14 protein-coding genes are annotated in these 15,177 nt (G+C 41.0%); 12 read left to right on the top strand and 2 right to left on the bottom strand.

Features of this window, described 5'->3' with window-relative positions; translation table 11 throughout:
- The first annotated feature begins 58 nt into the window (after positions 1 to 58).
- The 8 genes from leuS (at position 59) to HMPREF2991_RS06065 (ending at position 7,476) form a co-directional block, all read left to right on the top strand.
- Positions 59 to 2,560 carry a leucine--tRNA ligase gene (gene leuS, locus HMPREF2991_RS06030; protein ID WP_070569317.1) on the top strand — a complete coding sequence of 834 codons (2,502 nt, stop codon included), beginning with the start codon at positions 59 to 61 and terminating at the stop codon, positions 2,558 to 2,560.
- A 173-nt stretch (positions 2,561 to 2,733) separates the two neighbouring features.
- Complete coding sequence (locus HMPREF2991_RS06035) at positions 2,734 to 3,147, top strand: YjdF family protein (protein ID WP_070569314.1); 414 nt, start codon at positions 2,734 to 2,736, stop codon at positions 3,145 to 3,147.
- Positions 3,148 to 3,646: 499 nt separating this feature from the next.
- Positions 3,647 to 4,513: an ABC transporter ATP-binding protein gene (locus tag HMPREF2991_RS06040; protein ID WP_044021460.1), complete on the top strand. Its 867-nt coding sequence runs from the start codon at positions 3,647 to 3,649 to the stop codon at positions 4,511 to 4,513.
- Positions 4,513 to 5,355, top strand: a complete 843-nt coding sequence (locus tag HMPREF2991_RS06045) for an ABC transporter permease (RefSeq protein ID WP_044021459.1) — start codon at positions 4,513 to 4,515, stop codon at positions 5,353 to 5,355. The genes HMPREF2991_RS06040 and HMPREF2991_RS06045 overlap by 1 nt, the downstream gene beginning before the upstream one ends.
- 18 nt (positions 5,356 to 5,373) lie before the next feature.
- A complete protein-coding gene (locus tag HMPREF2991_RS06050; protein ID WP_000701939.1) occupies positions 5,374 to 5,829 on the top strand; it encodes a LytTR family DNA-binding domain-containing protein in 456 nt (151 codons plus the stop codon).
- Between the two features lie 9 nt (positions 5,830 to 5,838).
- Positions 5,839 to 6,258 (top strand): DUF3021 domain-containing protein, encoded by a 420-nt coding sequence (locus HMPREF2991_RS06055; protein ID WP_000825486.1) that lies wholly within the window; start codon positions 5,839 to 5,841, stop codon positions 6,256 to 6,258.
- A gap of 94 nt (positions 6,259 to 6,352) precedes the next feature.
- Positions 6,353 to 7,048 carry a GNAT family N-acetyltransferase gene (locus HMPREF2991_RS06060; RefSeq protein WP_042902986.1) on the top strand — a complete coding sequence of 232 codons (696 nt, stop codon included), beginning with the start codon at positions 6,353 to 6,355 and terminating at the stop codon, positions 7,046 to 7,048.
- An 11-nt stretch (positions 7,049 to 7,059) separates the two neighbouring features.
- The gene (locus tag HMPREF2991_RS06065; protein ID WP_042902985.1) at positions 7,060 to 7,476 is read left to right on the top strand and encodes a GNAT family N-acetyltransferase; all 417 of its coding nucleotides are present in this window, start codon (positions 7,060 to 7,062) and stop codon (positions 7,474 to 7,476) included.
- A gap of 390 nt (positions 7,477 to 7,866) precedes the next feature.
- Here HMPREF2991_RS06065 and HMPREF2991_RS06070 read toward each other — a convergent pair whose 3' ends face one another.
- Entirely contained in the window at positions 7,867 to 8,745 is an 879-nt protein-coding gene (locus HMPREF2991_RS06070) for an AraC family transcriptional regulator (protein ID WP_070569312.1), read from the bottom strand.
- Positions 8,746 to 8,820: 75 nt separating this feature from the next.
- Positions 8,821 to 10,020, bottom strand: a complete 1,200-nt coding sequence (locus HMPREF2991_RS06075) for an L-lactate MFS transporter (RefSeq protein WP_070569309.1) — start codon at positions 10,018 to 10,020, stop codon at positions 8,821 to 8,823.
- A gap of 218 nt (positions 10,021 to 10,238) precedes the next feature.
- On the opposite strand from HMPREF2991_RS06075, the gene HMPREF2991_RS06080 reads away from it, so the two are divergent.
- From HMPREF2991_RS06080 to HMPREF2991_RS06095, 4 genes are all read left to right on the top strand, one after another.
- On the top strand, positions 10,239 to 10,847 hold the full coding sequence (locus tag HMPREF2991_RS06080) for an NADPH-dependent FMN reductase (RefSeq protein WP_000779601.1): 609 nt from the start codon (positions 10,239 to 10,241) through the stop codon (positions 10,845 to 10,847).
- A 25-nt stretch (positions 10,848 to 10,872) separates the two neighbouring features.
- The gene (locus HMPREF2991_RS06085; RefSeq protein WP_070569307.1) at positions 10,873 to 13,284 is read left to right on the top strand and encodes a flavocytochrome c; all 2,412 of its coding nucleotides are present in this window, start codon (positions 10,873 to 10,875) and stop codon (positions 13,282 to 13,284) included.
- A gap of 287 nt (positions 13,285 to 13,571) precedes the next feature.
- Positions 13,572 to 14,570 carry a Holliday junction branch migration DNA helicase RuvB gene (gene ruvB, locus HMPREF2991_RS06090; RefSeq protein ID WP_083303907.1) on the top strand — a complete coding sequence of 333 codons (999 nt, stop codon included), beginning with the start codon at positions 13,572 to 13,574 and terminating at the stop codon, positions 14,568 to 14,570.
- Positions 14,551 to 15,135, top strand: a complete 585-nt coding sequence (locus tag HMPREF2991_RS06095; RefSeq protein WP_070569305.1) for a nucleotidyltransferase family protein — start codon at positions 14,551 to 14,553, stop codon at positions 15,133 to 15,135. The genes ruvB and HMPREF2991_RS06095 overlap by 20 nt, the downstream gene beginning before the upstream one ends.
- Positions 15,136 to 15,177: the final 42 nt, after the last annotated feature.

Below are 15,177 nucleotides of genomic sequence, written 5' to 3' on the forward strand. Positions count from 1 at the left end.
ACTTTCAAATTCCCCCAAAAATGGTATAATAGTAACATCATAAAATTGGAGAAATAGCATGAGTTTTTACAATCATAAAGAAATTGAGCCCAAGTGGCAGGGCTATTGGGCCCAACATCATACATTTAAGACAGGAACAGATGCTTCAAAACCGAAGTTTTATGCTCTCGACATGTTCCCTTATCCTTCAGGAGCCGGATTGCACGTAGGACACCCAGAAGGTTATACAGCAACGGATATTCTCAGCCGTTACAAACGTGCGCAAGGCTACAATGTTCTTCACCCAATGGGTTGGGATGCCTTTGGATTGCCTGCAGAGCAATACGCTATGGATACAGGGAATGACCCAGCAGAATTTACGGCGGAAAATATTGCCAACTTCAAACGCCAAATCAATGCGCTTGGATTCTCTTACGACTGGGATCGTGAAGTCAACACCACAGATCCAAACTACTACAAGTGGACGCAGTGGATTTTCACCAAGCTTTACGAAAAAGGCTTGGCCTATGAAGCTGAAGTCCCTGTAAACTGGGTTGAAGAGTTGGGAACAGCCATCGCTAATGAAGAAGTCCTTCCTGACGGGACCTCTGAGCGTGGAGGCTATCCCGTTGTCCGCAAACCGATGCGTCAATGGATGCTTAAAATCACGGCCTATGCAGAGCGATTGCTTAATGACTTGGATGAGTTGGATTGGCCAGAATCTATCAAGGATATGCAACGCAACTGGATTGGTAAATCAACTGGTGCCAATGTAACCTTTAAAGTTAAGGGAACAGACAAGGAATTCACCGTCTTTACGACTCGTCCGGACACTCTTTTCGGTGCGACTTTCACTGTCTTGGCTCCTGAGCATGACTTGGTTGACGCTATCACAAGTCCAGAGCAAGCTGACGCAGTTGCAGACTATAAACACCAAGCCAGCCTCAAGTCTGACTTGGCTCGTACAGACCTTGCCAAGGAAAAAACAGGGGTTTGGACTGGAGCTTATGCTATCAACCCTGTCAATGGTAAAGAAATCCCAATCTGGATTGCCGACTATGTTCTTGCAAGTTATGGAACAGGTGCTGTCATGGCTGTGCCAGCCCACGACCAACGTGACTGGGAATTTGCCAAACAGTTTGGTCTTCCAATCGTAGAAGTGCTTGAAGGTGGTAATGTGGCAGAAGCTGCTTATACTGAAGATGGGCTTCATGTCAATTCGGACTTCCTAGATGGACTTAACAAAGAAGAGGCTATTGCTAAGATTGTGGCTTGGTTGGAAGAGAAAGGTTGTGGACAAGAGAAGGTTACCTACCGTCTCCGCGACTGGCTCTTTAGCCGTCAACGTTACTGGGGTGAGCCAATCCCAATCATTCATTGGGAAGATGGGACTTCAACAGCTGTTCCTGAAAGTGAATTGCCACTTGTCTTGCCAGTCACCAAGGATATCCGCCCTTCAGGTACTGGGGAAAGCCCATTGGCTAACTTGACCGACTGGCTTGAAGTGACGCGTGAAGATGGTGTTAAAGGTCGTCGTGAAACCAACACCATGCCACAATGGGCTGGTTCAAGTTGGTACTACCTCCGCTATATCGATCCACACAATACTGAGAAATTGGCTGATGAGGACCTCCTCAAACAATGGTTGCCAGTAGATATCTACGTAGGTGGTGCGGAGCATGCCGTTCTTCACTTGCTTTACGCTCGTTTCTGGCACAAATTCCTCTATGACCTCGGTGTTGTTCCGACTAAGGAACCATTCCAAAAACTCTTTAACCAAGGAATGATTTTGGGAACAAGCTACCGTGACCACCGTGGAGCTCTTGTAGCGACTGATAAGGTTGAAAAACGTGACGGTTCTTTCTTCCATGTGGAAACAGGAGAAGAGTTGGAGCAAGCACCAGCCAAGATGTCTAAATCCCTCAAGAACGTTGTTAACCCAGACGATGTGGTGGAACAATATGGTGCCGATACCCTTCGTGTTTATGAAATGTTCATGGGGCCACTTGACGCTTCCATCGCTTGGTCTGAGGAAGGTCTGGAAGGAAGCCGTAAATTCCTTGACCGTGTTTACCGTTTGATTACAAGTAAAGAAATTGTCGCGGAAAATAATGGTGCTCTTGACAAGGTCTACAATGAAACAGTCAAATCTGTCACTGAGCAAATCGAATCCATGAAATTCAACACAGCCATTGCCCAACTCATGGTCTTTGTCAACGCTGCCAACAAGGAAGACAAACTCTATGTGGACTACGCCAAAGGTTTTATCCAATTGATTGCCCCATTTGCACCTCACTTGGCAGAAGAACTCTGGCAAACAGTTGCTGCAACAGGTGAGTCCATCTCTTATGTAGCTTGGCCAACTTGGGACGAAAGCAAATTGGTTGAAGACGAAATCGAAATCGTCGTCCAAATCAAAGGAAAAGTCCGTGCCAAACTCATGGTCGCTAAAGACCTCTCACGTGAAGAATTGCAAGAAATTGCTCTGGCTGACGAAAAAGTCAAAGTGGAGATTGATGGCAAGGAAATCGTGAAGGTGATTGCAGTACCTAATAAATTGGTTAATATCGTTGTGAAATAAGATAGGAATCCTTCAGAGTAGAATCTGGAGGATTTTTAAATTGGATTATGCTATAATAGTCCCAACTAAGATAAAAACACAGTTCTGGTTGGTAGTCCAGACGTAGGCAAGCCTATCAGTAACCTTCCTCCTTGGTTGTCCATTCTTAGGGATAGATTTAAGGAGGTGCTGTCGTGGAAATCGTTTCAATTGGCTTGACAGTTTATTTTGAAGATGGATTTTGGCATGGATTGTTTGAACAAGAGTATGAGGGAACTTATCAAGTTTGTCGAGTGACATTTGGTCAGGAACCAAAAGAGGATGAAATTTTGAAACTTTTACAGACTCAGTTTGTTCGGTTATCTTTTAGTCCAGAGGCAACAGTCAAACAGCATGTGAAGATTAAGAATCCGAAGCGTCTGCAGCGAGCTGTAAAGAAACAGGTGAAGCAGAAAGTTTCTTCTAAGTCACAAGAGCTTTTACAGTTGCAGTATGAGGAACGAAAAAAGCATTCAAAACAACAGTCCAGTCTCCAAAAGCAATTGCTCAAGCAAGAGAAATTTGAACGCAAACAGCAAAAACGTAGAGAGAAGCACAAGGGGCACTAGTGACTCTCTCTTTCATAAAATAGAACAGCTCTTCTTGGATAACAAGAGCTGTTTTTGCTTGTATTGAAGATTTCTTTCCTAATAGATAGACTTATCGTTAATGGCAGTTTCAAATTCAGGACCATACTTGCTTGCTTCAAATTCAATCCTGCCCCATTCAGCATTTTCATTTTACTAGAAGGGAGTGCGTGCCATGATTTCTGATTCATTTTTTATTGTTTGGTTTAGCGAGAACAATACTATTGACTCCTGGATTTTTCTGCCGGATGCTATAAAACATCTCTTTTATAGCGTATGTTTAAAATTATAATGTATGGTTATAAGTGTTTTTCAACATCCTCTAGTGATTCGATGGTAGAAAAACGGTTGCAGCCTGCACCACTTTAATTTAACCCCCATTATTTTACCACTTGGCCTTTCATTTTAACTGCTTATCTCAAAAGTCGATTTTTCTTTCATTCTTTTTGTTAAACTAGTGTGGTTAAGAGGAGGAAAAAATATGATTTTACAAACTAAACATTTGACTAAACGGTACGGCAATCATATGGCTGTCGATGATATTCAGTTAGAGTTTGAAAAAGGAAGTTTCAATGCTATTTTGGGACCCAATGGTGCAGGGAAATCAACCACCATTTCCATGTTAATCGGTTTGAAAAAGCCGACACAAGGTCAGATTCGATATGCGCCAAATACGAAAATCGGAGTGGTTTTTCAAGCTAGTGTACTGGATGAGATGTTGACGGTTAGGGAAAATCTCACGATTCGTGCTCAACAATATAAGGAGATTGCGGCAAGTCGTGTGGATGATTTGATTCATCAACTGGGTTTGACTGCTTTCCAGAAACAACTATATGGGACTTTGTCAGGTGGGCAAAAACGTCGGGTTGATATTGCGCGTGCTCTTCTTTCGCGACCAGATATTCTTTTCTTGGATGAACCAACGACAGGTCTTGATATTCAAACTCGCAAATCCATCTGGGATCTACTGTATCGACTACAAAAGGATGAAGGGATGACTATTATCTTAACGACTCATTATCTGGATGAAGCGGATGAAGCGGATCAGATCTATATCGTTGATCATGGGAAAGTGATTGCGCAAGGTTCTGCGACTGCTATTAAAAGTCAGTATGCATCTAATATTCTAAAAATTCGTTTTAAGGAAATGAAGGATCTAGAAAAATTGCTACAGACTGGAATGACAGTCGAGGAAGAAAATGAGATGGAATATCTTTTTTATCCAAGGACGTCACAGGAGGCCATTGAATATTTGGCAAAAGTTCGAGAAAAAATTGATTCTTTTGAGTTTCGTTCGGGTACTATGGATGATGCCTTTATTGCACTTACAGGAAGAGAGGTCCGCTAATGCTAGCTTTATTAAAACGGAATTTTATCTTATATTTTCGTAATCGTTCGGGAGTATTTTTCTCATTATTGGGGGCATTGATTTCCTTCCTCCTTTATATCATTTTTTTGCAGAAGAATTTGACAGATTCTTGGTCCCAACTCCCTAATAGTACGAACCTTTTAAACAACTGGCTGATGGGTGGGACTTTGGCTGTGACTGGGATGACAACCAGTTTTACGGCTCTTAAACAAATGGTACAGGATCGCGAAAATCAAGTGAATCAAGATCTTTTCTTGACAGATTTAGGCAACTGGGGCTTACAGGCCTCCTATCTGATCAGTAGTATTGTTATTTCTTTTGTCATGCAGATATTTATGTATGCTGTTATGAGTTTTTATTTTAAAGAGAGCCCAGTTATCAGCCATTTACCGGAAATTGCTTTGATTATGTTGTTAAGCAGTCTGCTTTCAAGTTTGGTAAATGTTCTCTTGATTTACCGTTTTCAATCTGTAGATAGCCTTGGTAAACTGGCAACGATAGTGGGAACTGCCTCTGGATTTTTAGTAGGAACTTATATCCCCATTGGAGTATTACCTGATTTTGCACAGATTATCATGAAGTGTACCCCTGCAACTTATATTGCTTCTCTCTATCGACAAGTCTTGATGAAAGAGCGATTAGAGATCGCATTTTCAGGAAATAACAGTCTGTTACAGGAATTTCAAGAAAAAATGGGAATCCAAATCAACTGGCAAGAACTATTGACAAAGGAAGAAACATACTTTATAGTGGTTATTATCAGTCTCATCGCTATTCTTCTTTGGCTTTTATTTGTTAAAGTGTTTAGCAAGAGAAAATAAAGATGTATTGGAGAGAAAATGAAGATTCGTTTTGAAATGAAGACAGAGTTTTCAGAAAAAGACCCACACATTTTAATTCAGGCAGCTCAGTTAACCGACCAAGCAAGAGAGGTCATGGAGTATTTAGAACAATTTTCAACGACCAATCAGGTGGTCATTCCTATTCGAACGGATGATCATCTGGTTATGGTGAAAATTGAGGATCTTATTCTAGCAGATATCGATAAGAATTTGTTGACCATTTATACGGTAGATGGGATTTATAAAACTAAGGAAACATTAACAAACTTTCAGAATCGAATTAATCGACGTAACTTTATACAGATATCACGTCATTCAGTTATAAACATTGACCATTTAGAGTCATTATCGGATAGCTTTTCAGGGAACATGATGGCTAAGATGACTCGGGGTCTCAAATCGAGTGTGAGTCGGAAATACGTTAAGTCCTTAATGGATTATCTAGGTTTATAGGAGAAAATCATGAAGCGATTGATTGCTTATTTTGTATCGGGAATGCGTACGGCCTCCTTTGTTTATTTGAGTTTGGTGTTATTGGCTCAGTTTTATTCAGGTATTACCTATCCCGCACCAACGACAAAAAATATTCTAGCTTTGTTTTTGATGAGTGGAATTATGGGGGTATTGACTTTAATCCTTGAAAGGCTAGAGTTTCTTGCTTATAGTATGCGTGTAGGAGTTCATTTGTTAGCGACAGCTACTATTTTAGTATTGACCTACCTATTTTTTGGCTGGGGTTCGGCATTGTTGAGTCCCTTGCTTTGGTTCTTTTTCTTATTAATTTATGGACTGATATGGTTGTACCAGATCTGGCAAACTCACAAGCTCACCCAACGAATTAATCAAGCCTTAGAAGATAAAAGAAAGAAAACAAATCACTAATGTAGTGTTGAGGATGAGGTTTGAGGAGAGCACCAGTTTCCATATAGAGCAAATTATGATATATTATTTTTAGCGTAAAACAAGGAGAAAAACAATGCCAGTAAATGAATATGGTCAGATAATTGGTGAGTCAATGGAAGGTTATACACCAGGTGAATTGCCTTCCATTGATTTCTTAGAAGGGCGCTACGCTCGGATAGAGGCTCTTTCGGTGGAAAAGCATGCGGAGGATTTATTAGCTGTTTATGGTCCGGATACTCCTCGGGAGATGTGGACCTATCTCTTTCAGGAACCAGTGGCAGATATGGAGGAACTGGTTACCGTCTTAAATCAGATGTTGGCTCGTAAGGACCGTTTTTACTACGTGATTATAGACAAGGCAACTGGTAAGGCTTTGGGAACTTTTTCTCTCATGCGCATTGACCAGAATAACCGAGTAATAGAAGTGGGAGCTGTCACTTTTTCTCCAGAACTCAGGGGAACACGTATAGGGACAGAGGCTCAATATCTCCTAGCTCGCTATGTTTTTGAAGAGCTTAACTATCGTCGCTATGAGTGGAAATGCGATGCTCTAAATCTGCCATCAAGACGAGCTGCGGAACGTTTGGGCTTTATCTATGAAGGCACCTTCCGCCAGGCAGTTGTTTATAAGGGGCGCACGAGGGATACGGATTGGCTCGCTATGATTGATAAGGACTGGCCTCAAGTTAAAGCTCGTTTGGAAACATGGTTGGCTCCTGAAAATTTTGATAAAAATGGACGGCAGTACAAGAGCTTGAGAGAATTCTAAGAGGTGTTGGGATGATAACTATTAGAAAGCAAGAAATCGTCAAGCTAGAGGATGTTTTGCATCTCTATCAGGCAGTTGGATGGACAAATTATACACATCAACCTCAGATGTTGGAGAAGGCCTTGTCTCACTCATTAGCGATTTATCTAGCACTTGATGGTGATGCTGTGGTGGGCTTGGTCCGTTTAGTCGGAGATGGTTTTTCATCGATTTTTGTCCAGGATTTGATCGTTTTGCCTAGCTATCAACGCCAAGGGATTGGTAGCGACTTGATGAAAGAGGCTTTAGGTGATTACAAAGATGCCTATCAAGTCCAACTAGTGACCGATCAGACAGAAAAAACCTTGGGATTCTATCGATCTCTGGGATTTGAAACCTTATCTACTTATGACTGTACAGGAATGATTTGGGTGGATAGAAAAAGATAAAAAAATATTTTTTCTTAAGTAAAGTTTAAGTCTCCTCGTGTATTATATAGTTATTAGATAAAGACCTCCTAACTTTATTTAATGAAATCCCAAACTTTTCTTTTTCATCATAATCTCCTAAAGAAGTCACCCAATCAGGTGGCTTTTTTATGGCTTGGAGAGGAAAATTCCATTTGAAAAGAATTTTTTAAAAAAATGATAAATCAGAGAAAAAGTTAAGTTAGCTTTAAGATTCATCTTGTATCATATAATCATTAAATAAAGACCTCCTAACTTTATTTAATGAAATCCTAAACTTTTCTTTTTCATAATAATCTCCCTAAAGAGGCCACCCAATCAGGTGGCTTTTTTGTTTGAAAAAACTCCTTAGAAAAGACTAAGGAGAAAGAATTATGTTTTCTTTTTTAGTTGTTGATTTCGATACTGTCTAGGTGTTAGGTAATAGTGCTGCTTAAATTGACGGTTGAAGTTTGAAAGGTTGGTGAAACCGACCTGGCTTGCAATTTCTTGAATACTGAGGTTGGTTTGGACGAGTTTCTCACAGGATTTCTCAAGACGTAACTGGAGCAGGTAGTCCATACAACTGGCTCCAGTATGTTGCTTGAAAATACTCATAAAGTGATTTTTACTATATCCAAATGTTGCAGCCAGTTGCTCAATATGAATGGCTTCTGAGTAGTGCTGTTCAAGGTAGCAAATCACTTCTTTTAGTTTTTGGTATTTTTGGTAGGTATCATCTGTATAGTGTCGATTAACGTATCTATACTTAAAGAGAAGATGAAGCAATTCGTATAGTTTAGATTTTATGAGTAGATCGTAGTATATGCCTTTTTCTTCAAGGATAGAAAAAAGGGAAAGAAGGCAGGATTGAATTTGATCATAGGCCTTATCGCCTGGTGATATTTGAGGAGTGAGGCAAAAGTGACCAGAGTGGAGGGGTTGGATATAGCGTTGGCTAAAGCTGTCAATTTGACTTCTCCCAAGATAATCTAGATGAATCCGAAAGCTGGTAGAAAATAGTTCTTGATCTTTGTGAGAATAGATAGCATGGAGAGAGGTCGGTTGGATAAGAAAAATATCTCCTTCACGACTTTCAAAGCGTTCTGAGTTGATATGAACGATGGCAGAACCCTTTGTAACATAAATAATCTCTAGCTCAGGATGACAATGATAGATTGTGTCAGGAGATGTTTTGGATAAGATTTGTTTTTCAAAATCATATGGGAAGTCAGATGGGTTATCTCGTAAGAAACGTGAACGGTCTGCCATGGTAAATCCTCCCAATATTCTATTACTACTTTTATTATACCAAAAAAACTTCCTTATCTAGGAAGTTTTCGAGTTTTAAGCTTTCTTTTTCATATAAAAAATAGTAAGCATAAGTCCAATGAAGGCTAAAGCAATAGCAACATAAAAAGCTACACTATAATTTCCATCATTAGCCATTGCCATTTGAACTGCGACTTTGGGAGCGAAAAATGCTGCTAAAGAATATCCAGTGAAGACGATACCGTAGTTGACTCCTTGATTTGCAGGACCGTAATTTTCCATGACGATAGATGGGAAGACCCCCATAACACCGCCAAAGCAGATACCAAGTCCAATAATTCCTAAGGTAAACCCGAGTTGACCAGGGACGATAGTTAGGGAGAATAAAGCTAGGACAATGACAGAATAAATAATCAATAAGGTCTTTGAACGACCGATTTTATCAGAAAGTGATCCCCAGATAAAACGACCACTAGAGTTTGCGATTGAATAAAGAGAGACATAGAGAGCTGCAGTACCAGCAGAGAGTCCAAACATTGATTGACCGATTGGTGATGCTTGAGAGGCAATCATCAAACCAGAAAAGGCGCCAACAAAGAACATGCTAATGATAATGTAAAACAGAGGACTTTGTAGCATTTGTTTCCAGTTTTTATTAGTAGGTCCTTGCTTAGTTTGTACTGGAGCTTTCCAGCCTGCTGGTTGGTAGCCGCTTGGAGCTGCCTTGATAAAGAAAATTGCACAGATGATAACAACAATATAGACTAGCCCAATTGTACGAAAAGCAAAGAAGGCATCTTGTTGTTGAATGAGATTGCTCGCGACTGGGGAAGCGATGACTGCGGCAAATCCCATGCCGCCTGTCAGAATTCCAGAGGCTAAGCCACGTTTATCAGGGAAGAGACGAAGTGAATTGGAGAGCGCACCCGAATAGGCAAAACCTTGACCAAGCCCGGCCATTAATCCATAGGTCAAATAAAGCATGGCTGGTGAATTGGCATAGCCGGTTAAGTAAAATCCGCTAGCAAATAGAAGAGCGCCGAGGGCGATGGTCCATTTTACATAACCTTTGTCAACTAAATAACCTCCGAGAATCATGGGGATAGGGCCGATTGCAGAGTTGATAGCAAATGCTAACATAATATCAGACATGGACCAGCCTGTTGAGCTGCTAAGTGGTCCGGCAAAAACAGAAAAGGAATAGACGGCACCTGTGCAAAGAAGAATGGCTGTAGACGCGACTAAAATCCTCCAACGATTGAATGTCTCTTTCATAAAAACATCCTCCTTAAATGTATATTTTTTCACCAAGACTATATCATAGTTAAGGAAGCTGGTCAATAGTTTAAGAAGATATTTTGTTAATTTTTTCACGAACTTGTACTAAAGTACGATAATCTGATAGAATAACACGGTCTTTATTATCAAGGATTTACAAGATTTTCTAAAGTAGTATAATGAAAGTAGATTAAATAAATAAAAGGGGTACCAAGATGAAACTAGTTGCTATCGTTGGAACCAATTCAGATCGCTCAACCAATCGGAAACTCTTGAAATTTATGCAAAAGCACTTTTCGGATAAAGCCGACATTGAGGTATTGGAAATCAAACAATTGCCAGCATTTAACGAACCTGAGGACAAGCAAGCGCCAGCTGAAGTTCAAGCTTTTTCAGAAAAAATTCTTGCCGCAGATGGTGTGATTATTTCAACACCTGAGTACGACCACACGATACCAGCACCTTTGGCCTCTGCTTTGGAGTGGATTGCTTATACCAGTCGTGCTTTGGTCAACAAACCAACTATGATTGTCGGTGCTTCTCTCGGTTTGCTAGGAACCTCTAGAGCGCAGGCACATTTACGTCAGATTTTAGATGCGCCGGAGCTTAAAGCGAGAGTTATGCCTGGTACAGAGTTCTTTCTAGGTCATTCTGAGCAAGTACTAGATGATGAGTGTCATTTGAACAATCCTGAAAAGGTTGCAGAACTAGAAGAACATTTTTCAGAGTTTCAAAATTTTGTTGAATTAACAAAAGCTTTAGTCAAACCAGAAGATACAAATCGTAAGAAATCTTTCATTTGGGAAGAATGGTTGAAAGCATAGGTATTTCAAGAAAGGAGAACAATCCATGAAATTAGTAGCTATTGTTGGGACTAATGCAAAAAAATCCTATAATCGCAACCTCTTGCAATTTATGAAAAGACATTTTGCTCAGAAAGCGGATATTGAGATTTTAGAGATAACAGATGTACCAATGTTCAATGAAACAGATGATCAAACAGATACACCTATTATTCAGAAGTTTAATCAAGCTATTTCAAAAGCTGATGGTGTCATTATCTCGACACCCGAGCACAATCATACGATTCCATCAAGTTTGAATAGCTTGCTCGAGTGGTTGTCTTTTAACATTCATCCGCTAGACGGAAAGCCGACAATGATTGTCGGAGCTTCTTACGATATTCAAGGTTCTTCACGAGCCCAACTTCATCTTCGTCAGATTTTGGATGCTCCTGGGGTAAATGCAACAGTTATGCCAGGTAGTGAGTTTTTACTTGGTCGAGCGCATCGAGCATTTGATGATAATGGAGATTTGATTGATGAGCGAACCGTTGATTTCCTAGATAGTTGTTTTTATCGCTTCCTTCGCTTTGTATCCGTTGCAAACCAACTAAACCTTCCTGAAGAAGTTCGCTTTGAACCGGGGACTTACCATGTTACAACTGAAGGCCATAATGGTAAATTACCGATGGATGTAACGGTTTCTGAGGACCGTATTGAAAAAATCGAAATCGATTCTTCTGGAGAATCTTCAGGAATCGCAGATGTCGTCTTTACCCGTATTCCAGCAGAAATCATTGAGGGGCAAACATTAAATGTTGATGCGGTGTCAGGAGCTTCTGTGACTTCAAATGGTGTTTTAGATGGAGTTGCGCGTGCAGTCAAACAAGCCGGTGCAAATCCAGATGTTTTACGGAAGCGTTCAAAAGCGCCATCTGCCCTAGATAAAGAAGATAAGACCTATCAGGCAGATGTTGTCATCGTCGGAGGCGGAGGAGCTGGATTAGCTGCAGCGGCTGCAGTCTTACAAGCTGGTAAGAAGCCAATTGTTGTTGAGAAATTTCCTGCAATTGGAGGAAATACTGTTCGTGCAGGTGGTCCAATGAATGCACCAGATCCAGCATGGCAAGGAACCTTCGCAGCTCATCCAGGTGAGGCACATACGCTTCAAGAATTGATTGCGACAGATGAATCAACGATTGATCCAGAATATCTAGAGGACTTTAGAGCCTTGAAAGTTGAGGTTGAGCAGTATTTGCAGGACCCGAGCTATTTGTTCGATTCTACCTTGCTCTATCGTATCCAAACCTATATCGGTGGGAAACGAAAAGATTTACAAGGGAATGAAATTCATGGCCAATACGATTTGGTTTCTGTTTTAACCGAACGGGCCCTAGAGTCTGTTCGTTGGTTGGAAGACATCGGCGTTGAATTTGTTCGTAGCGAAGTGACAATGCCAGTTGGAGCCCTTTGGCGTCGTGGCCATAAGCCGGTTCAACCAATGGGGTATGCCTTTATATCTGTCCTACAAAAATATGTTCTAGAACATGGTGGCAAGATTTTGACAGATTCTCCAGTTAAAGAATTGCTTGTAAAAGACGGGGCTGTCAAGGGTGTCAGAGCAGAAGGTCGAAATGGTCAAACCATCATTGTCAATGCAGATGCCGTTGTTCTAGCTTCTGGAGGATTTGGTGCCAATACAAAGATGCTACAAAAATACAATACCTACTGGACTGAAATTGCAGATGATATTGCTACATCTAATACACCAGCTGTAACAGGAGATGGTATTCTTTTAGGGCAAAGTGTAGGTGCAGATTTAGTGGGTATGGGCTTTAGTCAAATGATGCCAGTATCCGATCCAGTGACAGGAGCTCTTTTCTCAGGACTTCAAGTTCCTCCAGCAAACTTCATCATGGTAAATACTGAAGGGAAGCGCTTTGTAGATGAGTACGGTAGCCGAGACAAGCTATCTCAAGCGGCGATTGATAATGGAGGCTTGTTCTATCTAATCGCAGATGAACGTATCAAGGAAACAGCCTACAATACTAGCCAAGAAAAAATCGATGCCCAAGTCAAAGCAGGCACTCTCTATCGTGCAGATACGATAGAAGAGTTGGCGGTTCAGATTGGTGTGAATCCACAAGTTCTAGTGGAAACGATTAAGAATTACAATTCCTATGTAGATGCAGGTTTTGATCCTGAATTTAATAAAGGTAGTTTTGATCTCAAGTGTGAGGTTGCGCCATTTTACGCAACACCGAGAAAACCAGCCGTTCACCATACAATGGGTGGACTCAAGATTGATACTTCAACACACGTTTTGAATGAAAACGGGCAGATTATCCCTGGTTTGTATGCTGCCGGAGAAGTCGCAGGTGGACTCCATGCAGGTAACCGTCTAGGAGGAAATTCGCTTACGGATATCTTTACTTTTGGACGTATTGCAGGTCAAACAGCTGTTAAAGAAAATTGTTAGTGATTGATTTAAAAATTAAGGGAATTTTAAGTCTCCTTGTGTATTATATAATCATTAAATAAAGACCTCCTAATACTCTTCGAAAATCTCACCATACTTCGTTAGAGTCGACTTAGCTAACTATAGTTATGCTTGCGTCTATCTGCCTAGTCTGATTTCGATTTTCATTGAGTACCCTTTATTTAATGAAATCCTAAACTTTTCTTTTTCATAATAATCTCCCTAAAGAAGCCACCCAATCAGGTGGCTTTTTTGTTTGTAGGCTGGATTTTTGCTATAATAGGAACATGAGTAGAATTTTAGATAATGAAATCATGGGGGATGAGGAGTTAGTCGAACGTACCCTCCGTCCTCAGTATTTACGTGAATATATCGGTCAGGATAAGGTCAAGGATCAGCTGCAAATCTTTATTGAGGCAGCAAAAATGCGTGATGAGGCGCTGGACCATGTTCTTTTATTTGGTCCTCCAGGTTTGGGGAAAACGACCATGGCTTTTGTTATTGCCAATGAATTGGGTGTCAATCTCAAGCAAACATCAGGTCCTGTCATTGAAAAAGCGGGGGATCTGGTAGCGATTTTGAATGATTTGGAGCCTGGAGACGTTCTCTTTATTGATGAGATTCATCGCTTGCCTATGTCGGTGGAAGAGGTGCTTTATAGTGCCATGGAGGACTTCTACATTGACATCATGATTGGGGCTGGAGAGGGCAGTCGCAGTGTTCATTTGGACTTGCCACCATTCACCTTGATTGGGGCTACGACACGTGCGGGGATGCTCTCAAATCCTCTGCGGGCACGTTTTGGAATTACAGGTCATATGGAATACTATGCCCGTGCTGACTTGACGGAAATTGTTGAACGAACGGCAGATATTTTTGAGATGGAAATCACTCATGAGGCAGCTGCTGAGCTGGCCTTACGCAGTCGTGGAACTCCTCGTATCGCCAATCGTCTCCTCAAGCGCGTGCGCGACTTTGCCCAGATTATGGGAAATGGGGTTATCGATGATGTTATTACCGATAAGGCTTTGACCATGCTAGATGTAGACCATGAAGGTTTGGACTATGTAGACCAAAAAATCCTTCGTACCATGATTGAGATGTACGGTGGTGGTCCAGTTGGTTTAGGAACTCTTTCTGTTAATATTGCCGAGGAGCGTGAGACAGTCGAAGATATGTACGAACCTTACCTTATACAAAAAGGCTTTATCATGCGAACTCGTTCTGGACGGGTGGCAACTGCTAAGGCATATGAACATTTAGGTTATGAATACAATGAAAAATGAACAAGAAATTCTAGAGGTTTTTAGAGAAAATCCAGATATGATGACCATTCTGACCATCATTCGTGATCTTGATCTGAAAGACTCGTGGTTGGCAGCGGGTTCGGTTAGAAATTTCATCTGGAATCTCTTGTCAGACAAATCGCCTTTTGACCGTGAGACGGATGTGGATGTGATTTTCTTTGATCCAGATATTTCTTATGAGGAAACAGTATCCATAGAGAAAAAGCTGAGAGAAGATTCCCCTCAATATCATTGGGAGTTGAAAAATCAGGTCTATATGCATCTGCACAGTCCCCACACTGCGCTTTACACGAGTTCTCGTGATGCCATGAGTAAGTATCCCGAACGCTGTACAGCGATAGGACTCCGTTTGCATGCAGACGCAACTTTGGAGCTCTTTGCGCCTTATGGTTTAGAGGATATTTTTAACTTTCACGTATCCCCAACTCCTCATTTCCTAGATAATGAGGACCGAATGAAGCTCTATCAAGAACGCTTTTCCAAGAAAAATTGGCAAGAAAAATGGAAAAATCTGACTTTCTCAAAAAACTTAAGAAAAATTTAAGTTAGGGACGGTATACTAGGTTCATAAGTTAAGAGGAACTTA

Source organism: Streptococcus sp. HMSC072D07 (assembly GCF_001814835.1).
Lineage (GTDB): Bacteria > Bacillota > Bacilli > Lactobacillales > Streptococcaceae > Streptococcus.